The sequence below is a fragment of the Gemmatimonas aurantiaca T-27 genome, assembly GCF_000010305.1.
Lineage (GTDB): Bacteria > Gemmatimonadota > Gemmatimonadetes > Gemmatimonadales > Gemmatimonadaceae > Gemmatimonas > Gemmatimonas aurantiaca.
The window spans coordinates 3,316,591-3,339,670 of sequence record NC_012489.1; the positions used below are offsets into that span (position 1 = coordinate 3,316,591).

A 23,080-nucleotide genomic window follows, 5' to 3' on the forward strand; every position below is an offset into this window, starting at 1 on the left:
TGATAGGTCAACAACAAAAGCAAAGGGCGGCTTCTCAATCACCAGAGAGCCGCCCTTGGTCTTTTGGGTGTTGTCTGATTCGGTTACTTGATGAGACCAATGCGCTGATTCACCGGGTAGAGCCATTCCACGCCACGTTCGGTGACGATGGCATCATCTTCGAGCGGGATGCGCACCTTGGCACCACCCCACTCGGGGTTTGGCGTCCAGGCAAAGAGTTCGATACTGAACGGATTGAACGGCTTGATATTGAACGTCATCTGCCGCGGATTGAACGCGGCAATACTCGGTCCGCTGCCATGCCCCCGATCGCCCACCGAGTGGCAACCGATCATCACTTCCACCTGACCATCGTTGGTCACCTCATTGAAGGTGCCCTGCATGCGGAAGCCACCCTTCACGATCTCGCCACGCAACTGCTCCATCATGGTCGCGGCGGTGGGGCCCGGACGGATGGTGCGTCGAATGATGTCCCGCACCTTGAGTGCGTTGTCGAACGCGGTCTGAATGCCTTTGGGCACTGCCGTTTCACCGGCCTTGAGCACATACGACATGCGCTTCACGTCGGTCCAGGTATTCAGATACCCAACGCCCCAATCGATGATGAGCAGATCGCCACGCTGGATGATGCGACCGTTGCTGGTGGCTTCGATGCCCTTGGGGCCGGTGATGTACACACTGGGCATGTCGAAACTGGAGCCCAGCCCACGCTGCTGAAGCTGATCCATCATCCACCACGCCACATCTTCCAGCGTCGTCACACCGGGCACCACCACTTCGTTGCTCAGCGCGCGCTCGGCAATGCGACGTGAGATCTCGCCGGCTTCACCGAATGCCACGAGCTGCGAGACCGTGAAGCCCGAGCGAAAATCGCTGACCACCTTCTCGGCGCTCACGATGCGCGAGGCGAAGTCGGGGCCGATCTCCTTCACGAGCCGATCGTAGCTCGTTTTGGACAGACCGTCGGCAGCACCCACTTCCTCCGACATGTTCACCGCAATGCGCTTCGGATTGCGCTCGGCGATGAACGCCTTGAGTGGTGCGAACCCACGCACCTGATCGTACACATTGCACCCCTCGAGCAGCCCACCACTGGCGCCAATGGCCACCCGTTCAATGCGATCGCCGCCTCGGTCGGTGAAGATGTAGTACCCGACACTGCCCACGTAGCCGCGACCGAGGTCCTCGTACATCGGATCGAATTGGTTCTCCTTCTGCATGACCAGCCACATATCCACGCCATTGTCGCGCATGGCCGAGGGCAGGATGCGGTCGAACTTGTCGCGCCGGATCTGGCATTGGCGCTCCCAGCGCACCTTGGCTGGTTCGGCAGCCGGTTGTGCCGACAACGTGCCGGCAGCAAGCACACCACAGGCGATCAGCGCGTTCCGGGTCCATCGTACAGCAAGCGAGTCCATGTTCGGCGGGTTGGGGACCCGCTCAAAATCGTTCCGCGGCCGGATTCCGCAACATTCGCCAACAAAAAACAGCGGGGGGAACACAGATCACACAAAAACAAACAGATGAAAACCACAGATGTTCCGCTGTATCTGTGCGCAATCCGTTCTGTTTTTGTGTGATCTGTGTTCCCCCCGCTGTTCCCCTCCTGCTACCGGCTCTGCAGGCGCTTTTCGAGCCAGGCGATGGCCTGGCTGTCGCGGGTCTGGGCCAGCGCCATCACCGCCGTGCGACGGAGCTCCCGGTCCGGCAACGTCTCGGCCATCTTCTGCAGCGCCGGAATCGCCTCTTCCTTGGGGCGACGGCCGAGCGTGTGAATCGCGGTGCGCCGGATCTCGCGATCACCGGGTTCGTAGGCGATCGAGTCGAGCGTGGCCGACACCCGTTCACCCACCACTTCCCCGAGCCAGTTCACGGCCGCGTTGCGCACATCCTGCGGACGCGAATCATCGCGTGCGATGCGCAGGAGGATCTGACTGGCCTGCACCGAATCCGTGAGGATGGCGGCCTGCAGCGCACTGCGGGCCACCTTCACCGGGCCACGCTCGGCCAGCCGGAGAAGCCAGCCACCCGCATCCACGGCGGACACGGTGCCGAGGTCGGTGTAGCCTGTGTCGGACTTCCAGCGGCCACCCACGTAGATGCGAATGGCCTTGGTGTCGCCCTGCTCCCGCACGATCACCACCCGCACCGGACCACGCTCGCAGGTGGTTTCGATTTCCCGCAGGCTTTCGGAGGAACCGTTCCACGAACCATAGAACGTGCCGCTCCGACCATCACGTGTGCGAGACCAGTTGGGGCCATTGCCACACACGCCCTGTCCTGCCGCGTAGCTCAACCGCACCGTGCCATTGGTGACCGCGTCGATGCGGGATGCTGCCGACTGCGCCTGCGCTGTAGTACTGCCGCCGATGCTCGCGAGGAGACTCACCGCGAGCGCCCACGATGTCGTGAGCGATCGCTGATGATTCATCGGTCGATGATCTCCTGCAGTAGCGCCATGGCACGCGGATCCTTCATGCGTGAGAGCATGCTCACGGCATCGCGGCGCAACTGGAGATTCTTCTCGTTGCGCGCCACGTCGATCATTTTCTCCACGCCCGCATTCTCACGCATGTTGGCCAGCGACGACAGCGCCGAGCGACGGATATCGAGATCCGTGGCCTTGTCGAACACCGTAGCGAGAGCGGTGGCGGCGGCCGCCGCCTGCTGCGCCGGCGTGACACCGGCCAACTGCTGACCGCTGCTCGACGCCGTCACCTCGGTCCGCACTGACTGGCCCGAGCTGCTGGTGGTGACGGTACGCACAGGCAGGCGCCAAGTGCTGCTGGACGAAATGTTGCTGACCGCCGAGCGACGCACATCGAGCGATTCCCGTTCATTGATCGCGACGCTCACCAGGAAGTTGCGTGAATCGTCGGTGCGGCGTGCCGCAATCGAGGAGAGCACGCGGCTGCGGAAGCGCATGCCGTCGGCGCGACCGAAAACATCCTTCAGGAAGCCCATCGTATCTTCGCCACCGGCGAACGCGCTGCTGCCGAGATACCAGTTGAGTGCTTCACCGCGCAGGTCTTCCGGTTCTTTGGTGTCGAGCACGATTTCGCGCAGCGTGCTGGCCGCCTTGGCCGACTTGGACCGCGACAGCGCGTAGATGGCGCGCTTGCGGAGCTCGAGATCGTCACCGGTCTTGGAGAGTTCCACCAGCATGTTCGTGGACTCTTCGCTCTGGACGTTGGCCATCCAGAACACGGCCTGCTCACGCACTTCCTTGTCGGGATCGGTACGCGCCACGTTCAGCAGAATGCTGGCCGACTCGGGCTGCTTGCGCGAGGCCACCAACCACACGGCGCTGCGGCGTAGCTGCTGCGTGCATGGCTCACGACGGGCCAGCACCTTGCGCAGGATCGGCATGGCACGTTCGGCGTCCATCTGCGTCACGGCGTTGAGCGCATCCACCCGCTCGTCGTCCTTCGCGCTGGGGCAGCCATCGGTGGCACTCTGTGCACGACTCGCCAGCGTGTTGGCGATCGTCGCATCGCGTCGACCGAGCACCCCTTCGATGCGCGCACTCAACGAAGAGGCATCACCGCGCGTGGCCGCTTTCGGATACTCGCGCTGCTGATAGGCCAGTGCTTCGAGTGCGGCACGCTGATTGGCTTCACCACCCAGGCGCTGCAGGGCAAACGCTTCCCAGTACGGCGCGTCCGGTGCGTAGCTGCTCTTCGGGTAGCGGTCGCGAATGGAGCGGAAGATATCCGCCGCCTTGCGATAGGCATCACCCGAGAGCGCCTTGCGGCCTTCGCGATACAGCGAATCCGCCATGTCCTGCGTCGCCCACGGCTCGGGCGCTTCGGTGCGGTAACCGCGCTGGCTCTTGCTCCAGTTGATGCCAAAGCCGCCAGTGAGTTCATCCTGCAGTGCCGCCAGCGGTGCCAGCGCGGCGACACCTGCCACGTTGGCCGCGACTTCGACCGCGAGGCGTTCACCCGCCGCCGCCATCTTCGCGCTGGCTGCGGCCATGCGCGCCGCGTCGAGGTGCATCAACGTCGAGCGCTTGGCCTGCAGTTCGGCCATGTGATAGTCGAGATCATAAAAATCATCAGCAGCCCGGGCCGGCTTGGGCGGCGTCGGCGCCGTCATCGGCTCCGGTGCCGCGACGGGAGCCTTCGGGGTCGCGGGACGTGGTGCCACGCGTCCGCCCGACTGGGCGCCGAGCAGGTCGGCGGACACGCCGCTCACCAGCAGCAGCATGGTCAGACGGGCAGCGGTGCGGCGCGTCAGGGCGAGCGAGATACGATCCTGTGCCATGTGTTCAGTCTCCTCCGTAGACCACGTCGCCAGCCTGCGCCGACGCCGCGACAAGCGCACGCACTCGCGTGAGCAGATTGGTTTCGCGCATCGTTTCCTTCGGTGCGAGCTGTGTTTCCGGCGCGGATCCACGCGCTTGGATGACCTGCAGCAACACCAGTTCGAGATCCTGCAGCAGCCGCCGCGTCCGTTCATCGCGCAACTGCGGTTGATCGAGTAACAGTCGGGTGGTGATCAGCAGATCACGCGCCCGCTGAGTGTGATCGGCATCGGCCGTGGCCGGAGCGTCATCGTCGCGCACCACGGTGAGCAGCGAGACCGTCGTCGCGAGATGCTCCTGCATCGCCACGAAACTCGGGTCATTGCTGCGGGGCATCGCGGCCAGCGCTTCGGGGCCAAGACTTGGCGCCGCCGCCACGCTGTCCGTGCCGGTGGATGCTCCGACATTCGAAGCCGGCACCGCGTAGCGACCGATAGCCACACCGGCCACCAGCACGGCGGCCACCGCGGCCACCTGCGCAGTCCACCGCGTCCATCGTGACGGACGGCGGATCGGGGACACCGATGCTGTGGTGGCTGCAGCCACCGATGCAAAGGAGGCCGCCACCGGTGTCGTCGATTCTTCGCCGGCCTGGCGCGCCTTGGCGATGCGCGCCCACATCATCTCCCGCGGCACCACCACATCGGCGTCGAGCTCATCGACCGCCCGCCGCGCGAGATCGAGCATCCATGGATCGAGAGGGGTGTCGCTGATCATGCGTTCCTCCTCGTCCGATGGGTGTTCTGGGGTGTTTGAATGATCTGTCATGCTGACTCCTTGCCGATCTGCGAAGACGTCCGGACGGACGTCGTCATGGCGGAGGCCGTGACGGGTGAACCCATCGAAGCCGAAGGCGCAAACGCGGCCAACGCCACGCGCAGTTTTTCGCGGGCACGGAAGAGTTGGGACTTGCTGGTGCCGACCGCGACACCGAGTGCTTCGCCAATCTCCTCGTGCGTGAACCCTTCCACGTCATGCATCACGAACACACGCCGGGTGCCGTCGGGAAGTGCCGCGATCGCCGCCCGAAGGCGGACCTTCAGATCGGGATCACTTTCGCCGGACCATCGCGCCACCGTGGTGGCTTCTTCCAGGGGCGCGGCAAACGCCTCGCGGCGCTTGTGGGTGCGGAGCCCGTTCAGCGTGATCGACACGGCGATCACGTGCAGCCAGCTCGAGAGGGCCGAGTCTCCCCGGAACTGCTCGATGCGACTGAACGCCCGCAGGAACGTGTCCTGGGTCCACTCCTGGGCAAGCTCGGGCCGACCACTCATCCGAAGGATGAGACGGTATACCCGGTCCACGTGGCGCTCGTAGAAGTCCCGTTCCGCCCCGTGATCGCCGGCCTTGAGGCGGTCGATCAACTCGGTATCGGTCACAGGTGCGTCAGTGGAAAGTGGCGGTCGTCGAATCGGTGCGCATGCATGTGCGCCTCAAAGACAGGGGTGACCGCCAAAGGGTTGCATGGCATTTGTCGGGGCCGGATCCAGCCGAATCCCGGCCCCCGGCGGGGTCATCAGCCGCGCTTGACCTGCTCGTGCTCGGCGACGGGAACAGCAATGGGTTGGGCGGGGCCGGCACCCAGGCGGTTCTGCTCGCTCATGACCCGCGTGAGGAAGCGCTGTCCTTCCCCGATACGTTCGGTCTCGATGGCAATGGATTCGATGGACTGTGCCATCTGGTCCAGGCGGTCGTGCACTTCGCGCGGCACCGGCGCAATCACGGTGGCGCCCCGCTTCCAGATGCGTCGCGCGTACGCAATGGCGAGCGGTCCCAGCACGAACATGATGAAGACGATCGGGATGGCGACCAGCTCTTCGGGCGGGCCATCGCGCTGGATCGGAGGACGCTCCACGATCGCGCCGGGAATGGCGGCCGCCTTGGCCACGGCCAGGTCGGCCTGCGCGATCTGGCCTTCCACCGACGAGATACGGGCGTCGGTCTCTTTCAGTCGGGCCTCGACACCCGTCCGATCGGACGTCGTGATGTTCTCCGACCGCAGCTCGTTGGACAGATCCCGCCGCTGGTCTTCGAGGCGGTCGAGCTGATTGCGGAGCTCCTTTCGCTGCGCCACCATCCCTTCGTAAACCTCTTGGGCGCCGACGGCCCCCGGCTGCTGGATCGTGACCGGGAACTCGATGGGCTGCGGTGCAGGAGGAGCCGGTGGTGGAGCGGGCTGGAAAGCTGGCATCGGGGCGTCGATAGGGCGGACGAAAGGGGGCACTGTCCGTACGATCCCTCCGTGGAAGGGTTTCGGCAACATGTGCCTGTGGCGCGGCGACGCCCTGCATGGGCATCATCCGAATGGTACCGCGATTCACTCCAACCTCGACGGCCAGACGATGCACAGGGCTTCGAACCGTTTTGGTATGCTGCCGGCGGTGTGCCTGCTCATGGCGGGATGCCGCACCGCGCCGATCGCGCAGCCAAATACGCCGCCGACGGCTCTTCAGGCGGGCGTCAGCGAACAGCTCGCGCCCCTCGCCAGTCCGGTGGGGTCCGCCCGACTGCCCGAACAACTCCCTGATAGCATCTGGTGGCGCATGATCCAGGAGTTCTCCGAACCCGGCGGCTATTTCCGGTCGGAGAACTTCGTCTCCAATGAACTGGGTCTGCAGCATGTGGTGGCTCGGCTCCGTCTCACCGCGCCGCCAGGCAGTGTGTATCTGGGCGTGGGTCCCGAGCAGAATTTCACCTACATCGCGGCACTCGAGCCCCGCATCGCGTTCATCGTCGACATCCGCCGACAGAACCTGCTGCAGCATCTCTGGTACAAGGCCGTCTTTGAACTCTCGCCGACGCGGGCCGAATTCCTGGCGCGGCTATTCGCCCGTCCGCTGGCGGCTGGCAGCACGCCATCCACCACCTGGCGCGCCGACTCGTTGATTGCGCGCCTCATGCGCACGCCGATGGACACGGTCTACTTCCGCCGGACGTACGCCGAAGTGGAGGCCCACCTGATTCGCGGACGCGGCATTCCGCTCGATTCGAGCGACCGGGCCACGCTGCGCTACATCGATGGGGTGTTCGCCAACAGTGGGCCGGAACTCAATTACTCCAGTGGCAGCACACTGGGTGGCGGGTTCGGGCGCGGCGGATTCCGGCGCATGCCCAGCTTCGCCGAAGTGGCCGAAGCGACCGACCAGGCTGGCGAAAATCTGGGCTTTCTGGGTACGGAGCGTGCGTACCAGCGCGTGCGCGACATGCAGCGCCGGAATCTGATTGTGCCGGTGGTGGGCAACTTTGCCGGCCCCCATGCCTTGCAGCGCGTTGGCACCTGGCTGCGGGAGCGAGACGCCCGGGTGCAGGTGTTCTATACCAGCAATGTGGAGCAGTATCTCTTCCAGCAGGGCGACGAATGGGCGCGGTTTTACGCCAATGTGGCGGCGATGCCGGTGGACACCGCCGCCCGGTTCATCCGGTCGGTGACCGGCGGTTTTGGGGTGGCCCGCTCCCAGTTCATGATGACCCAACTGACCAGCCCGATCCTGCCGATTCTCCAGGCGTCGGCCGATGGCACCCTGGGAGGGTACGGGGACGTCATCCGGCGGTCGGAGCCCTGAGCACGCTGCCTGTGGGCTTGGCCCGCCAGCAGCGTGCGGGACCGGGGAGGTTGACTCCGTTCCCCGATTCCATCATCTATTCAGGCTCTCGCCGTGTGCGAGCCGGCTGGGCCGCCTTGGGGCAGCCTTCCGGTCACCCCATTCAAGAACGCGCTCACCGCCGGAAATGGTGGCGCACGCTGGAGTTATGATGGCCAAAGATGGCATTCACCCGCCGTACCACCCGGTCGTCTTCAAGGACGCCTCCACGGGCGCGCTGGTCCTGACCCGCTCGACGATGACGAGCGACACCAAGATCAAGCTGGAAGACGGCAACGAGTATCCGCTGGTCCTGCTCGAAATCACGAGCGATTCGCACCCGTTCTACACGGGCACGCAGCGCCTGATCGACACGCAGGGTCGCGTCGACAAGTTCAAGAAGCGCTACGGCCGCTGAACACCGCCGTCGCACACAAAAGCCCCGCCTTATTGGCGGGGCTTTTGTTTTTCAGGATCTGCGATCGTGCGTCATCACCGACGATCACTCCGGTGGCTCACTCCCTGTCAGCACCGCCGTCAGCACGATGACCACGGTCGCCAGGATCACCTCGAGCCGCACCGCCCGTGATGAAGGCACACCTACCGCATGCACGTTGCGGCGCTGCGCCGCACCGAAGGCGAGGATCACCAGCACCAACACCGTCTTCAGGAGCAACATCTGACCATACGGCGCGGAGAGAATCGCGCGTGGCGATGAAGCACCCAATAGCCGCAGGCTGCTCATCACACCGGTGATCACGGCCAATGGCGCCGCGATCGTGGCAATGGCGCTCATGCGGCGCCAGCGCGCCCCGATATCGTCGCTCGGGCCGTCGGCAATGGCCAACACGAGCGCGCCGATCCAGGCGCCCATGGCCAGCACGTGTGCGGCGTCGACCGCGCGCGCGGCGACCACCCATTCACCGGCATTGGCGTGTCCCAGACCACCAATGGCGATCGCGAGGGCCACCACACCGGCCCACAACACCGGACTCGAAAAACGTCCAAAACGGCGTGGCAGTGCCACCGCAGTCACCAGACACGCGGCCAGCAGCTTGGTCCAGTTACGACCCCAACCGCCATTCAACAGCGCCGACACCTCAGCCCACGGCAACTCGAGCGCCGATCGCTGCGCCTGCAACCACAGCAGCGGGGCCAGCAACAGCGCCGCGACCGCCCCGGCCCGCAACAGCGCCCGCCCACGCGGTGTGCGACAACACGCGCACACTCGCGGCGGCAACATGGCTTCACCTACGGCGACGGTCGCCCCGGCGAACAACAGTACCTTGGCGACCGTCGTCAGATCGGCCATTACTTGGCCAGCTTCACGGTGAAGCTGTACGTGCCGTCAACCACGTGGCCGTCTTCCGACATCGCCTTCCACGTCACCGTGTACTTTCCGTCGCCCGGCGCCGTGGTGAACTTCGCGACGAGCGGATCATCGCTGCGCACGCCACGCGTGAGCTTGGCCGTGGCCACATCGGCACCGGCGGCGTTCTTCACGGCGATCTTCGACGTCGCCATGTCGGCCGGCTCGCTGAGCCACAGCTTCACATCCTGCGGCGCCGTGGTGAGCGTGGTGTCCTTGGCCGGGAACGACGCCTTGAGACGCAGGTGTGGGATCATGTCGGCGCGCATCGCCATCGGTGCGGCAACCGCCGCGGCAACGACAACCGCCGGCACCAGGCGGCGCAGCAGCGTGGAACGGACAAAGCGGGTCATCGGGTTCTCCAGGGATTGGTGAAGCGCGGATCGCGCAGAAACGTGCTGTCTGTCAGGGAACGAAGAAAGGCCACCAGGTCGCGCTTTTCCTGCGGAGTGAGATCCATCGGCTTGATGAACTCACTCTTGAGCGGGCTCTCGGCACCCACACCGGCGTTTGGACCACTTTTCACCGTACGTCCACCCGCGTTGTAGTGCTCGATCACCTCTTCCAGCGTGGCGATGCTGCCGTCGTGCATGTAGGGCGCCGTGACCGCGATGTTGCGAAGGCTCGGGGCTTTGAACTTCCCCATGTCCTCCTCCTCATGCGTCACCGATTCTACCCCGGTATTCGGTGCGGGATACTTCCCCTGTCCGTCGATGTTGTAGAGCGCGGTGTTGTGGAATTCGATCTCCACGAACCCCTTCCCCACATAGTTCACGGTGCCGGTGAAGTTGAACCCGCCGTGGCAATGGAAGCACTCGGTCTTCTCACTGAAGAAGAGCTCTTCCCCCCGACGTGCCGACGCGCTGATGGCCGCCGAACGCCCCTGCTTGAAGGCATCGTAGGGTGACCGTCCACTGATCATCGTGCGCTGAAAGCTGGCAATCGCCTTCACGATGTGATCGAGCGACACGGGATCACCGCTCCCGGGATACGCTGCGGCAAAGAGGGCCTTGTACTGCGGCACCTCCCGCACGCGAGCGAGCAACTGCTGCTCCTGCCCGGAGAGTCCGAGTTCCACCGGATCCTCCCCGAACATCGGCACCAACGCCTGCTGCTCCAGCGACCGCATGAGCGGATTGGCCCATGTGAGCGCCGGGCTGTAGGCGATGTTGGCGAGTCCCATACTGCCACGGGGATGGACCTCGCCGGTGGAACCGACAGCGCGCGGGAGCGCGTCGGCAAAGGCACGCGACTGCAGGTGGCAACTGGCACAACTGAACGTGCCGTTGCCGGACAGACGCGTGTCGTAGAACAGGTGACGGCCCAGCGCCACCTTTTCATGGGTCATCGGATTGTCGGCCGGCACCACCGGCTCTGGGAAACCGGCGGGCAGCTCCCAGCGATAGGCGACCGCCCCGGCCGGTTTGACGGTCGGTTTTGCTGCGGGTGTTGCTGCGGGTTTAGCGGCCGGCTTCGTGGCCGACGCGGCCCGTGCGCCACCGGCCGGCGGCTGCGCACTCAGCCCTGCGCCATCCGGCGGGAAGACCGCCGATCCCGCGATGGCCAGAGCGGCGCATGCCGTAAGTCCGATGACCCCGGAACGTGGGGAACGCATCACGATCAACGCGTGCCGCCGTTCACGATGCCGTTCACGGTGCCGTTCGGACCGGAGCCTGCGCTATTGGCGGCGCCGGTCGCCGTGCCCCGCACCACGCGGAAGAACTTGGGCGTGTCGGCACCGGTGGCGTTGGGATGCGGCAGGTTCAGCGACGCAAAGAGCCCGCCACAATCGGCGTCATTGGGCGCCGCCATGCACCCCATCGCGGTCTGCGGCTGGTTGCGTCGCACATCACTGCGCGACAGCAGGGCCGCGAGGTCGGCCACGATCACGTCGCGGGCCGGATTGAACCCACTGAGGGCGATTTCCGGGCGATTGCCATGAGAGCAGGACGTGGGTGCCTTGGCCCCGGCCGCCCCCGTGCATCCGGTGCTGCCCAGATGAATCACCCACGCCGTGGCGGCGGAGTCGGGACGCGTGGCACGCATGTCCACACGCAGAAACTTGTAGCCGGCATTCCACGACCAGAACAGACGCGACAGCGAAAGCGGCGGCCCCTGTGTGGCCATATCGGAATGATTGCGCGCAAACGGCACACCCACCGTGAACGCGACCCCCTGATATTCACCGGCCGGTGCCAGCACCGTGATCTGCGGATTGGTCTCCGGCGTGCCGTTGGCGCAGGTGGCCGTGCCGTTTTCGAAATCCAGCAGCGCAATCTCCCGATCCTGCCACGGCGAACGTGGTGCCATGGCCGCACGCACGGTATCACCGCGGGCCGTCACGAGGCGCACGTTGTGCACGTAGAAGCGGAAATCGCTGGCCGTGATCGTGGCCCCCGAGGTGCCAATCCCCGGATACTCCTTGCCGCAGGAGAACGGCGTATCACCCACGGTCGCCTGCAGGCGAATGGTGATCGGGATGAGGGAATCGGCGGCAGGCGCCGATGGAACGGCGGGCGTGGTCGCCAGCAGCATCGCGGCGGCCAGGGCAACAACAGACATGAAGGCCTCGGAGTGAAATGCACGGAGCCGGGCGGCCGTATGGTCGCCGGGTGACATCGGGCGGCCCACGCCCCACGACGTGTCTGGAGCACGAGGTGAGGCGCGACCGACAAACCAGAGCGCGAATGGTGGAACGGTCAGTGACCGGCGATCCTGCGCCCGATGGCCCAGCACTGTTGGCGACCAGCCAACAGGGGCTCTGTCGTGCAGCGGTCTTGAACGGTCACATCGCAGACGATCGTCGAACCTCCGTCAGGAGGAGACGCCGCCCGTGAACAGTCAGCCGATCGCTGCCGGTGGTGCCGTGGCCGGAGGCTGCGCGACATCGGGTCGCTCAACGGCCTGATACCGGGACGACTCGACCTTCGGTACCTCCGGCGCATCGATCCATGCCACGAAGGCAATGGGCGCCGACAGCAGGAATTGCGGAGCGGTGGCGCCACAACAGTGGGCGGCGCATTCACATTCTGGAGCCCCGGAGCGATCCGTTGGTGCGCCCGTTCCGTGTCCGGACTCATGGTGGCCGTGGTGCGCCGTCAGCGCATCAGCACCATCGATTTCACCTGCGCCATCGGTGCCGACTTGCAGCACGGCCGCCGATGGGTCCGACAGGCTCGCCAAGGCGTGATGCGGGCACGACGGCTGCAATGGCAGCGCCAGTCGCGCCACCATCCAAACCAGAGTCAGCAGGAAACCTGCCCATCGCGCTTGTCCCCGACGCATGCAGAATCGTATGCCCTTTCGGGAGGGGCTGTCAATTGTGGCCGCGTGGGGCGTACGGCCGGTCCCCCAATACCGTCCGGACATCACCGATGCGACGGGGTCGGGAACGCACCTTCAGAGCTGCCCCAGCCAGCTCACCTTCACCAGCAGTGACCGGGCTACCGGACCGGTGTATCCGGATACCGGCTGCCGGTCGTTGTAGACCACATGCACAAACGACAGCGGGCGGTATTCCCAACTGAAGCGCGTGTTGAGCGTGCCTCGGCCCTGCGCGGTGTTGTACTGGTAGAAGGCACTCCACTGCAGACGCGGTGACGCGAACACCCGCAGTTCCGGCCCGGCGAGATGCGTGACGAAGCTGCTGTCGCGGGTCCCGAGATCACGCAGCCGATTCAGTTCATAACTTCCGCGCAGCGCCACGAACGGGTTGGGCGACCAGCGCGCAGTCAATGCCGCACGATCGAGGGCGCCGTCAAAGAAGCCGCCGGTGGAGAGATTTCCGGTGACCGTAGCCCGCGCACTCTGATCACTGCGCGCATCGATGCCCACGCGCTGATAGTCATGCCGTCCGGCCGGTGTACGCACACCGGGGAACAGCATCAGCTCCTGCTCGGGACGCTGCAGGTCGAGTTCATGATAGAGACGCGTTGTGCCGCCATTGGTCTGCAGGACCTCCACATAGCTGGAGATCACGCCTTCCTGCAGACGGCGACTGTCGGGATCCTGGTAGAAGTAGGTGGTGATGCCCGGCTTGAACCACACCACACCTCGCGGCCGCCACGCGGGCTGCGCATTCCACGACACGGCGGGGCTCGACATCAACACATTCGGGCGTGAGACAAACCCCGTGCGTGGTGCATAGTCGCGCGTGACGAGCGCACCGACATAGCCCATGTACGTCGACGGCGAAGTGCGACTCGCAAACCAGGTGACGGCGACACCGGTGCGCCCTGAATCGGTGGACGTGGACAGGGTGCCATTGAACTGCACCTGCTCCCCGATGCGGGTGACAGCATCGAGCGATGTCACCACGTTGTTGCGCACCTGAACGCGCGCGGTGAGTGGGCTGTCTATCGCATCGTCCTGCCGCAACGCGGTCAGCAGTGCAACGCGCGTGGAACGTCCGAAAAATCGACTGGCGCGCGCAACACCGAACGTGGACGCCGGAAGATCACCCTGCCCCCGCTGACGCATCACCATGGCGCCTGCGGTGGTGCGCCCCGTGCGATAGGCATAGCGCGCGCCACCATCGAGCGGGATGGGAGTACCATCATCGGCCAGCCCGATGCGTCGGGTGAAGAAAGGCTGCACCACATAGCGCACGTTCACCCCACCACCGGACAACAGATCGGCATTTTCCAGGAAAAACTGCCGCTGTTCGGGGAAGAACACATTGAACCGGGTGAGATTCACGACCTGCCGATCGACCTCGGCTTGTGCAGAGTCGGTATTGAGCGTGCCCTCGAGGACACTGTTGGCCGTTGGCGCCCAGATGACTTCACCGCCGACATCGCCCGTGGTACGCCGAGGCTCGCGCAGGGCGCCGTCCCGCGTGCCTTGCGCGAGCACATACGGACGCACACGGATGTTGGTGCGCGGCGGTGGTGGGGCGACTGAATCGAGCACCCCGGCATACGTCAGGCGCCACGACGAGAGCTGCCGCGGGTAGGGCGCCCACGCACTCCACTGCAGCGCTCGGCGGGTATTACGCACGAGATTCAACTCCCATTCACCGCGTCCCGGCGCGTACCGCAGCGACCGCCAGGGAATCGCCATCTCCACCACCCACCCGGAATCCGAACGGGTCGTGCGGGCGCGCCACAGCGCATCCCAATTGGTGTTGGCCACATCCCCGCCGTCGAAGGCCTGCACATCGGCCAACGATCCCAGTGGACTCACCTGGAACTGATAGGCCGTGCGGCCGTCACCCAGCGGCCCGAGTGTGACGCCAAAGAGATCGCTCTCGTTGCTGTCGAAATCGCGACGGAGATCCTGCATGCGAAGCGCCGCCAGACCGGCGCTGTCGTGATTGAATGCCCCCACATAGAGATGATCCCGATCAAACAGGATGCGTACCGTGCTGGGGTATCGCGTCTCGGCGACAAACTCCGGGCGGACCTGACTGAAGGCCTGCGCCTCCGGCGCGGTAAGCCAGGCCGGTTCGTCGAGGCGCCCGTCGACCAGAATGGGCGTGGTCGTGCGGCGTGCCGTGAGCCGACGCCGGGATTTGTCGGTGGGTAATGGGACCGCTGTGCGGGCCATGGACCCTGCAACTGCGGCTCCTGATGTCGACTGCGCCTCGAGCACCCCACCCATAGACAGGTGGGCCGACATCCCTACCCCAACCAGCAGGGGCATCCAGCATCCCTTGTCCCCCCACGAACGGGCGCGTGACATGTGTATTGCAAAAGGGTTGTTGAGAATTCACTTGCAATATCGATAATATTCCAAGGCGCGGCGCGCCAGACTCGGCGCGCTACCACCTCACGGCGGATCGTCTCGGGCAGCGCGCCGAGCGATCAGCCCCAGTCATCAGCGGAGAGTTCATGCAGGTGCCATCAGCCATCACTTTGGCCGGAGCGATATCCTCGCGGCTGGCCGCCATCTGCGGCACACGATCCCCCCTGCGATGCGCGCCGGCCCTGCTCGTCGCTATCGCCCTGCCGGTGACGGCCTCTGCGCAGCATGTGCACGGCGAAGCCCGGCTGATCGTCGGCGTGGAGGGGCGCACGGGACAAGCCGAACTACGCGCCACTGGCGAAGATCTGTTTGGCTTCGAACATGCCGCCCGCACGGCCGAGGAGCGCACGAAGCAGACACAGATCTTCACACGTCTGCGCACCGAGGGCGCCAAACTGTTGCGCTTCGATCCGTCGCTCGGCTGCCAGGTCGCGGCGAAAAATGTTCGCATCGACGAATCGGGCGATCATGGGGAAGTCGTCGCGTCCTATACCATCAATTGCCGCGTGGCGCCTCAGGGGAAGCCGCTGCGCTTCGGCATCAGCTCGGCGTTTCCGGGCATTGATCGTGTGTCGGTGCAACTGGTGTCCGATACGGCGCAGACCGGTGCCACCATCAGTCGGGATCGTGGTCAGGTCGTTCCCTGACGCGCGAGAGCAAAGGCCACACGCTTCGTATCACACACGGACCATCGGAAATGAAAAGCGGCGATCCAATCGGGTCGCCGCTTTGCTGCATCGTCCATTGCACACCGACACTCAGCCGTTGGATATGTGCAACGGCTCGAGAAACCCACGAATCCCGCGGCGCGCCAGCACCCACACGTAGAGCAGCGCCACCAGACCTGCTGCGGCCAGGGTCAACCCGTTTGATGGCCCCGCTGAAAGCCCGCTCCAGGCCCCCGAGCGTATGCGATCATCGGCCGCGTTGAGTGCCAGACCTGCCAGGATCGCAATCGTTGGTGCAATTGCCCACGCTCGCGCAGCCGCTGCGGTCCCACGTGATCTCACCACCGGCAGCCAGGCACGCAGATCGGGGAGCGCACCAAGCAGCAATAGCGCCAGTGCGGCGCCCGGAGAGACACCCGCAGCAATCAGCACGGCGCCAACAGGCACCAAGGCCGCTGCATGCACACAGATGATCCCACCAAACACCGCAAACACCAGCACGTCCACGCCTGCCGGCAGTCGTGTCAGCCACGATTCTGCCAGGATCGGCGGAAGTATGGCAGCCGTCATGAGACCGACGATGATCCAGGGCGCTGAATACTCCACGGCGGAGATCCATGCTGTATGGGGCTGCTGTCGCTCAGGCGAGGCGACTGCAATTCGTTCCACGGGCACAACACCCGAGCGCGCCGTCAGCGTGGTCAGCACCTGTGCCAGCAAGAGTCGGATCAACGCCAACGCCACACCCAACAACGGAACCGAAAGCAGCGCCGCCTCCAGTGACAGTGCGCCATTGCCACTGCGCACATCACTGACGCGCACCGAGCCCGGTCCCCACGCAAAGACGGGGCGGCCGCGCACCTGCTCCACAGTGGCCAACACCGCGATCGCACCATAGGCAAAGAGCACCGCCGGCGCACCAGCCAGGGTCAACTCCCACAACGAATCCGCGATGCTCACGGATTGTTCGTCGTGGCCACGTCCGCCAAGCAGTTGCAGCGCCACGAGCACGGCCAGTCCGAGCAACGACCCGATGCCACTGGCGCGGGCCAGATCGCCCGTCGGCACGGCATGGGTAGGATCATGCTCGTGGCTATGCGCGTGGCCATCATGGTCATGACTGTGCGCGTGCACCTGTTGATGCGAATGGTCGGCATGCGAGTGTGCATGGCCGGTTTCCGCTTCGGCTTCCTCGTGCTCGTGGGTGGCGTGCCCGATGACATGCAGCAACGAGCCCCCGACCAGCGCTTCGAACCACAGCGCCGCACGATCCGGCAGCCAGGCAAGCACGGTGGGTTCGGCCACATAACCGGCCACGGTCATGATGGCCATCAACAGCAGCACCAACCACGACATCAGGCGCGCGCGATCGCGCAGCACCCACCAGACCGTGAGTCCCACCGGGATCTGGTGTAACAACACCCCATACCCCAGCAGGCTTCCCGGCTGCGTGTGCGATTGTGCCAGCGCGCTGCCATCGAGAACCGAATGCACCGCCACGCCAAGCAGGGCGAGCCCGAGAATCGCCGTGTGCGTCTGGCGCACACCGTACTGCAGCATGCGTTCGACCAGGCCGGGCACGAGATAGCCCAGAGCCATGCACAGCATGGCGATCAGATCTCGATGCTCGAGTGCGTGGGGGACCACGTCGAGCAGCACCAGTCCGCCGATCGAGACGACAATGAAGCCGTCGACAAAGGCAATCACGCTCGGCCTGGAGCGGGCATACCGGCTGAGCAGCGGGCCGATGACGAGCGCGCCCAGACTGGCGGGCAACAGCGCGCTGACTGGCATCAGGGAACGATAGTCAGCCACGGGATCTAATTGCAAATGCACTTTCGATACCCGTCACGTGGTATGAGGGGCTCGAAACAGTTCCTGAAAGGCCTGGGTCGTGTCTCCCCCGTCATCGTCATCGACTTCGCCGTCCTGATTGAGCTCGGCCCATTGCGGGAAAGGATCATGGAAGGCGCTCCAGCGCGCCGGACCGGCCTCGAAGTCGGCCACGCTGACCAGACAGTCATCGAGCAGGGCCGTGAGTCCGGCGCGATCCAGATGTTGTCCGATGATCGCCAGCTCCTGCCGCGGCGTGCCGAGATCGGGGCTCCAGTAGGCCGCCGGGTTCACCTGCAGCAGTTGCCCGGCCTGAGACCAACTTCCCATCAGCTCGGGCTGGGAGGCCACCCAGAAGAACCCCTTGGCGCGCAGCACACCGGGCAGGCCGGCATCGACCCTCGTCCACAGGCGCTCGGGATGGAACGGCCTGTTGGCGCGATACACGAAGCTGGCAATGCCGTACTCCTCGGTCTCCGGGACGTGTTCGCCGGCCAGTTCCTTCTGCCACCCAGGCGCCGCCTCGGCCCGGACAAAGTCGAAGCGTCCGGTGCCCAGCAGGTCCTGGGGCTCCACCCGCCCGCGAACGGCGTGGATGATCGTCGCGTCCGGATTGAGGTGGTGCAGCAGGGCTTCGAGTTCACCCAGTTCGTCGCGGCCGATGAGATCGATCTTGTTCAGCACGATGACGTTGGCGAACTCCACCTGGTCGATGAGCAGGTCGGGGATGGTGCGTTCGTCATCGTCTCCAAGCGCGAGCTGCCGCGCGCGCAGATCGTCGAGCGTGCCGAGGTCGTGTCGAAAGCGATGACTATCGACCACGGTGACCATCGTATCGAGTCGTGCGACATGCGAGAGCGTGGAGCCCTCGTCGGTCTCGAATGTGAAAGTCGCCGCGACGGGAAGCGGTTCACCAATCCCGGTGCTCTCGATGAGCAGGTAGTCGAATCGTTCTTCGGCAGCGAGACGGGCCACCTCCTGCAGGAGATCGTCGCGCAGGGTGCAGCAGATGCACCCATTGCTCATCTCGACCAGTGTTTCTTCCGTCCGGGAGAGTGTGGCCTCTCCACCACGCACCAACTGCGCGTCGATGTTGATCTCGCTCATGTCGTTGACAATGACCGCGACCCGCAGTCCATCGCGGTTGGCCAACACATGATTGAGTACCGTGGTCTTGCCTGCTCCGAGAAACCCGGAGAGCACTGTGACCGGCAAGCGTCGGTCGGGGACCGGCCCGTTCATCGGGACTCCCGATAAAGGACGTGACGCTTCACAACCGGATCGTATTTCCGCTTCTCGAGCCGTTGCGGCGTGGAGCGCGGATTTTTGGTGGTGACGTACAGGTGGTGGCTTTCCGTGGAGCGGAGCTTCACGTGAACCCGAGTATTGGCCATCAAGGATCCTTGAAGTGTTTATATGATAATGAGCTATCATTAACATATATTCAAGTCACCTTTAGACCCTCGGTTCAGCCCCCGTCGACGGTGCGCTCAGCCGTGAGGGTCTTCAGTTGTTCTGCCAGATCACTCACCGGTAGCCCGACCCCGATGAACAGGGCCGTAGGCTGCGCGTCGGCGTGCGGCTTGGAGTGATCGAGCCGCAGTCCTTTCCGGCCGGGCAGCTTGTTCCAGACGTAGACCTTTTCCGGGGCATCGGTGAACCGCACCAAGCCCTTGGCGCGCACGACGGCGTCTGGCAACTCATGGACGAACCGACGGAACGCCTCGCGGTCGACGATCGGCGGCAACGCCAGCGACGCCGCCCCAAATGGGTGTGCATGCGCATGGGCGACGTCACTGCGAGGCATCGCCGCCATCCCCGACACGTCACGCTGCGTGCTGCCAGCCACCCGCTGGGTCAGTTCGTTCAGCCAGCCAGCAAACTCCACTCCGGTGACGAGATCGGCGCGGGGGTTGAGCTCCTGCAAGGCGCCCCGAACCAGCGCCTGCCGATCGGCTCCCACACGTGCGGTCCAATTGAGATGGACATGCGTGGCTGTGCTCACCTGCGCCCGCTCGAGACCGTTGTGCCACCAGCGCTTCTGCCAGCGGGTGGCGTCGATGACCGTGATCTGCAGCGGCAAGGTGAACTGCCGCAGGCGTGCGTCGGCCGTCAGGTGGGCGAGCAGTTCATCGGTTTCGGTCGCGCCATTGGCTTCGATGCACATCACGCTCCCGGGATCGGATGGCACCTGATACAACACGTTGAGCAGTTCCCGCAGCGAACCGCAGCACACACACTCGCCGTTGAGTGGCGTCACCAAGGCACTCAACTCGGCCAACCGCGATGCATCGATCCGGGCATCGCGGAAGTCATTCAGCACGATGCGCACGCGGGTCCCGCCCGCCGCCAAGGCCGGCACCAACTCCGTGAGAAAGCGCGTCTTCCCCGCGCCCAGGAATCCGGCCAGCAGAACCAAGGGGATCATATCGAACACTCACCACCGAGGCGTCCGAATACAACCAGACACAGCCAGCAATTCTTTATTGCTTTTGCATTATCATTAGCGTTACAGTTAGAACATGCCTCGTCTTCGTTTGCTCCCATCCCTGTCGATCCTGATCGCGGCGGCCATGTGCGGGGTTCGTCCGTCGCCGGTGCCCGATACCGTGGAGGCCAGCCGCGACGCGCTTCCGGTCACGGCACCCACCGTGAGTGGGGCAGCGGACGAGGTGGTGACCATCGATTGGCGGCTGCTGCGTACCCTCGACCTGCGCACGGGGGTTCCGGGTGACTCGTTGCGCCGGTTGGTCGGCCGGCGGGTCCGCCTGCCGGGGTTCATCGTGCCGCTGGAAGATTTTCAGGACCGCGCCAAGGAATTCCTGCTGGTGCCGTACTTCGGGGCCTGCGTGCACATGCCCCCGCCGCCGCCCAATCAGTTGGTGTACGTGAAAATGCGCGGCACGGTGAACCTGACATGGTGGGCGCCAGTGTGGGTGGAAGGGGTGCTGCGGGTGATCACCTTCCAGTCACCATACGGGTCGGCCGGTTTCCAGATGGACGCGGATCGCATCGTGCCATTCCGGGAACGTCAGGCGGACGCCTCGGGGCGGGGGCGGGTGAGCCAGCCGTCGATCAGGGCCACCACGCCCCAGGCCACACAGGCCGCCACGACGGTGTCGCTCAGGTAGTGGGCATGGGCGAGGATGCGCGTGACGGCGCACCCGGCAGCCAGCGTGTAAAACACCCACTGTGCCCTCGGAAAAAGGCGGGCCAGTGCAAAGGCGCCGGCAAACGCGACCAGCACATGCGAGCTGGGCATACCCATGCCGCGGTTCGACAGCGGCCCCTCGGCGAAACTGCGAAACACATACCCAAACGTGTCGGCATCGGGGCGCAGGCGACGCACCAGCAGCTTGAGGACTTCGGCCACGATGCCGCCCGCCGACGGCGCCAACACGAGCAACGCCGCCCCATGGCGCCGCGCCGCGGGCTGATCCTGCTGCAGCCACCACGCCAGGCCGAGCAGGCCCCACGTTGGCAAAAATCCCATGACACGCAGCAGGCGACCCCAGTCCTTTTCGTACACGGTCGCCATGCGCCATTGCCAGGCTATCGGATCGAGCAGATGGGCCAGCACAATGGCCACCACCGAGACCAACAGCCAGCGCTTCCAGGAGGGGGACATCGGCTCCCGGTGTGGGAGAGAATTCAGAGGAAGGCTCATGGCCGGAAATCAAGAGGCCTACCCACACCCACGCCACTATGATCGAAGTGGTCCGGCGCCATATTTCCAGCATGGAACGCAACACGAAGCAGCGGGATGCCATCCGGCAGGTGTTCGAAGAGATCGCTCGCCCTCTTGGACCGAACGAGGTCCTCGAAGCGGGTCGGACGCGTCATGCGAAGCTCGGCATTGCCACCGTGTATCGCACCATCAATTCGCTGGTCGACAGCGGCTGGTTGGTGCCGGTGGAGCTGCCCGGTGAACCACCACGCTACGAGCGCGCCGGCAGTGAGCATCACCATCACTTCCGCTGCCGCACGTGTACGCGTGTCTTCGAGATCCATGGCTGCCCCGGTGAACTGAAAGACCTTGCTCCGGCCGGCTTCCGCCTGGAGAGCCATGAGGTGGTGTTGTACGGATTGTGCGCGCGATGCGCGGCGGACTGAGCGCCCGGTCGCGACGGATCGCACGCCGGCTCCTCGCCACAGGTATCGGCGCCCTGCTGTTCGGCGCGTGTGACATGGGGGGTGGCTTCAAAGGCATGGCCATCGATCCGGCCCGTGACATGCCCACGTTCGAATTCACCCAGGCGTCCGGTGCCCCGTATCGCACGGTGCCTGAAGCGAACCGGCCGATGGTCCTGTTCTTCGGCTACACCCACTGCCCCGACGTTTGCCCCACCACGCTCGCCGACTGGAAGCGGGTGAAGGCCCAACTGGGTGCCAAGGCCGATCGGGTGCGCTTTGTGTTCGTGAGCGTCGACCCCGATCGTGATACGCCGGCGGTGGCCGAGCGCTACGCGAAGCAGTACGACGCAAGCTTCGTGGGCGTCTCCGGTGACGGACCCACCACGGCCGGCATCATGGAAGCCTTTGGTGTAGCGTCAGCGCGCGAAGACGCGCCAACCGCCAACGGCTATATGGTCAGTCATTCATCGCAGGTTTTTCTCGTCAACGATCAGGGACGCCTGGTGGCGCTCTATCCGTTCGGCACGTCATGGGAGGCGCTGGCCGCCGACCTCGATCGCCTTCTCTGAGTTGTCCATGCACGTCTTTGAAAACACCCGTGCGCTTCTGCTGCGCACGACGAGTATCGCCATGCTCGGCGCGGGCGCCGTTGCCTGTGGCAGCGGTGAACAGCAGGCCGCCGACACCGCGGCAGCAGCGCCGGTCCCTCCGGTACCTGCGGAGACCATTCACGGACTGACGGTACGCGATGCGTGGGCTCGCATTGCCGATTCCGCCGCCACGGGTGGCGCGTACATCACGCTGGTCAACGGCAACGCGACGGCGGTGGAAATCGTGGGTGCCGCCAGTGCCTCGGCCGATGCCGTGGAAATTCACGAGACGTCGCATCACGACGGCATGGCCAAGATGTCGGCACGTCCGTCCATCACCATCGCGCCGGGTGATTCGCTGGTCATGGCGCCGGGCGGATTGCACGTGATGCTCATCGGCCTGCACAGCGCGCTCCGGGCAGGCGACAGCGTGCCCCTGGTGGTGCAACTCGCCACCGGTGATCTGGTGCCGCTCACCATTCCCGTGCGCGCACCGTGAATCCGGCTCGTGCAGGCGGCGTAGCCGGGCTGGTTGTCCTCACCGCAGTGATCGTGTGGCTGACCTGGCCCCGCCCCGATACGCTCATTCGTGTGCACCGCGGCGGCCTCGCCGAGGTGACCAATGCCTACGGCCGCTCAGCGCCGCTCGGTGATACGATCTTCGTGGGCGGTAGCGGCGCACGCCGCACCATCCGCGTGGTCAATGACGACACGGTAAAACACCAACTCGCGATGTTCTCGATTCCCGCCGGCAGCAGCACCGAGTATACGGTGCCTCCTGGTACGTTCGGTGGCATGTGTTCCGCCCACCCCACGAACACACAGCTCACCTTCGTCATCAAGTGAGCCGTCCG

25 protein-coding genes are annotated in these 23,080 nt (G+C 64.9%); 8 read left to right on the top strand and 17 right to left on the bottom strand.

The window, feature by feature from the left end; translation table 11 throughout:
- Positions 1-83: 83 nt before the first annotated feature.
- From GAU_RS14450 to GAU_RS14475, 6 genes are all read right to left on the bottom strand, one after another.
- On the bottom strand, positions 84-1,418 hold the full coding sequence (locus GAU_RS14450) for a M24 family metallopeptidase (protein ID WP_156799052.1): 1,335 nt from the start codon (positions 1,416-1,418) through the stop codon (positions 84-86).
- Positions 1,419-1,609: 191 nt separating this feature from the next.
- Positions 1,610-2,431 (bottom strand): HEAT repeat domain-containing protein, encoded by an 822-nt coding sequence (locus GAU_RS14455; protein WP_015894627.1) that lies wholly within the window; start codon positions 2,429-2,431, stop codon positions 1,610-1,612.
- Positions 2,428-4,266, bottom strand: a complete 1,839-nt coding sequence (locus GAU_RS14460) for a HEAT repeat domain-containing protein (RefSeq protein WP_015894628.1) — start codon at positions 4,264-4,266, stop codon at positions 2,428-2,430. The genes GAU_RS14455 and GAU_RS14460 overlap by 4 nt, the downstream gene beginning before the upstream one ends.
- A gap of 4 nt (positions 4,267-4,270) precedes the next feature.
- The gene (locus GAU_RS22490; RefSeq protein WP_015894629.1) at positions 4,271-5,023 is read right to left on the bottom strand and encodes a hypothetical protein; all 753 of its coding nucleotides are present in this window, start codon (positions 5,021-5,023) and stop codon (positions 4,271-4,273) included.
- A gap of 47 nt (positions 5,024-5,070) precedes the next feature.
- Positions 5,071-5,685, bottom strand: a complete 615-nt coding sequence (locus GAU_RS14470; protein WP_015894630.1) for an RNA polymerase sigma factor — start codon at positions 5,683-5,685, stop codon at positions 5,071-5,073.
- 137 nt (positions 5,686-5,822) lie between these two features.
- Positions 5,823-6,497, bottom strand: coding sequence for a hypothetical protein (locus GAU_RS14475; protein ID WP_156799053.1), 675 nt, complete (start codon positions 6,495-6,497; stop codon positions 5,823-5,825).
- Between the two features lie 70 nt (positions 6,498-6,567).
- On the opposite strand from GAU_RS14475, the gene GAU_RS14480 reads away from it, so the two are divergent.
- Both GAU_RS14480 and GAU_RS14485 read left to right on the top strand, forming a co-directional pair.
- Positions 6,568-7,869, top strand: a complete 1,302-nt coding sequence (locus GAU_RS14480; RefSeq protein WP_015894632.1) for a hypothetical protein — start codon at positions 6,568-6,570, stop codon at positions 7,867-7,869.
- A gap of 187 nt (positions 7,870-8,056) precedes the next feature.
- The gene (locus GAU_RS14485) at positions 8,057-8,305 is read left to right on the top strand and encodes a type B 50S ribosomal protein L31 (protein ID WP_015894633.1); all 249 of its coding nucleotides are present in this window, start codon (positions 8,057-8,059) and stop codon (positions 8,303-8,305) included.
- An 84-nt stretch (positions 8,306-8,389) separates the two neighbouring features.
- On the opposite strand, the gene GAU_RS14490 is transcribed toward GAU_RS14485, so the two are convergent.
- From GAU_RS14490 to GAU_RS14515, 6 genes are all read right to left on the bottom strand, one after another.
- The gene (locus GAU_RS14490) at positions 8,390-9,199 is read right to left on the bottom strand and encodes a CopD family protein (RefSeq protein WP_015894634.1); all 810 of its coding nucleotides are present in this window, start codon (positions 9,197-9,199) and stop codon (positions 8,390-8,392) included.
- Positions 9,199-9,609 (bottom strand): copper resistance CopC family protein, encoded by a 411-nt coding sequence (locus GAU_RS14495; protein WP_015894635.1) that lies wholly within the window; start codon positions 9,607-9,609, stop codon positions 9,199-9,201. The genes GAU_RS14490 and GAU_RS14495 overlap by 1 nt, the downstream gene beginning before the upstream one ends.
- Positions 9,606-10,874 (bottom strand): methanobactin export MATE transporter MbnM, encoded by a 1,269-nt coding sequence (locus GAU_RS14500; protein ID WP_015894636.1) that lies wholly within the window; start codon positions 10,872-10,874, stop codon positions 9,606-9,608. Before GAU_RS14500 ends, GAU_RS14495 begins: the two co-directional genes overlap by 4 nt.
- Before the next feature lie 2 nt (positions 10,875-10,876).
- Entirely contained in the window at positions 10,877-11,818 is a 942-nt protein-coding gene (locus GAU_RS14505) for an MbnP family copper-binding protein (protein ID WP_015894637.1), read from the bottom strand.
- Positions 11,819-12,097: 279 nt separating this feature from the next.
- Positions 12,098-12,541: a hypothetical protein gene (locus tag GAU_RS14510; RefSeq protein ID WP_156799055.1), complete on the bottom strand. Its 444-nt coding sequence runs from the start codon at positions 12,539-12,541 to the stop codon at positions 12,098-12,100.
- Between the two features lie 114 nt (positions 12,542-12,655).
- A complete protein-coding gene (locus GAU_RS14515) occupies positions 12,656-14,803 on the bottom strand; it encodes a carbohydrate binding family 9 domain-containing protein (RefSeq protein WP_015894639.1) in 2,148 nt (715 codons plus the stop codon).
- A gap of 284 nt (positions 14,804-15,087) precedes the next feature.
- Here GAU_RS14515 and GAU_RS21125 point away from each other — a divergent pair, with 284 nt between their 5' ends.
- Positions 15,088-15,648 (top strand): ZrgA family zinc uptake protein, encoded by a 561-nt coding sequence (locus tag GAU_RS21125; RefSeq protein ID WP_015894640.1) that lies wholly within the window; start codon positions 15,088-15,090, stop codon positions 15,646-15,648.
- A 111-nt stretch (positions 15,649-15,759) separates the two neighbouring features.
- On the opposite strand, the gene GAU_RS21130 is transcribed toward GAU_RS21125, so the two are convergent.
- From GAU_RS21130 to GAU_RS14535, 4 genes are all read right to left on the bottom strand, one after another.
- Entirely contained in the window at positions 15,760-17,463 is a 1,704-nt protein-coding gene (locus GAU_RS21130; protein ID WP_052574472.1) for a hypothetical protein, read from the bottom strand.
- A gap of 54 nt (positions 17,464-17,517) precedes the next feature.
- Positions 17,518-18,744, bottom strand: coding sequence for a GTP-binding protein (locus GAU_RS14530; RefSeq protein WP_015894642.1), 1,227 nt, complete (start codon positions 18,742-18,744; stop codon positions 17,518-17,520).
- A complete protein-coding gene (gene rpmG, locus GAU_RS21940) occupies positions 18,741-18,896 on the bottom strand; it encodes a 50S ribosomal protein L33 (protein ID WP_015894643.1) in 156 nt (51 codons plus the stop codon). Before rpmG ends, GAU_RS14530 begins: the two co-directional genes overlap by 4 nt.
- 74 nt (positions 18,897-18,970) lie before the next feature.
- On the bottom strand, positions 18,971-19,930 hold the full coding sequence (locus GAU_RS14535; RefSeq protein WP_015894644.1) for a GTP-binding protein: 960 nt from the start codon (positions 19,928-19,930) through the stop codon (positions 18,971-18,973).
- Between the two features lie 94 nt (positions 19,931-20,024).
- Between GAU_RS14535 and GAU_RS21945 the strand changes: the two genes are divergently transcribed.
- Positions 20,025-20,633 (top strand): DUF3299 domain-containing protein, encoded by a 609-nt coding sequence (locus GAU_RS21945; protein WP_169307696.1) that lies wholly within the window; start codon positions 20,025-20,027, stop codon positions 20,631-20,633.
- Here GAU_RS21945 and GAU_RS14540 read toward each other — a convergent pair.
- Positions 20,534-21,130, bottom strand: a complete 597-nt coding sequence (locus tag GAU_RS14540) for a phosphatase PAP2 family protein (protein WP_041265562.1) — start codon at positions 21,128-21,130, stop codon at positions 20,534-20,536. The genes GAU_RS21945 and GAU_RS14540 overlap by 100 nt on opposite strands.
- Positions 21,131-21,240: 110 nt before the next feature.
- On the opposite strand from GAU_RS14540, the gene GAU_RS14545 reads away from it, so the two are divergent.
- Genes GAU_RS14545 through GAU_RS14560 form a run of 4 tightly spaced genes read left to right on the top strand, consistent with a single transcriptional unit; the run spans position 21,241 to position 23,072 of the window.
- On the top strand, positions 21,241-21,615 hold the full coding sequence (locus GAU_RS14545) for a Fur family transcriptional regulator (RefSeq protein WP_015894647.1): 375 nt from the start codon (positions 21,241-21,243) through the stop codon (positions 21,613-21,615).
- Positions 21,600-22,205 carry an SCO family protein gene (locus GAU_RS14550; protein ID WP_015894648.1) on the top strand — a complete coding sequence of 202 codons (606 nt, stop codon included), beginning with the start codon at positions 21,600-21,602 and terminating at the stop codon, positions 22,203-22,205. The genes GAU_RS14545 and GAU_RS14550 overlap by 16 nt, the downstream gene beginning before the upstream one ends.
- 7 nt (positions 22,206-22,212) lie before the next feature.
- Positions 22,213-22,725, top strand: coding sequence for a copper chaperone PCu(A)C (locus GAU_RS14555; protein WP_052574474.1), 513 nt, complete (start codon positions 22,213-22,215; stop codon positions 22,723-22,725).
- A complete protein-coding gene (locus GAU_RS14560) occupies positions 22,722-23,072 on the top strand; it encodes a hypothetical protein (RefSeq protein WP_041265563.1) in 351 nt (116 codons plus the stop codon). Before GAU_RS14555 ends, GAU_RS14560 begins: the two co-directional genes overlap by 4 nt.
- The last annotated feature ends 8 nt before the right edge of the window (positions 23,073-23,080 follow it).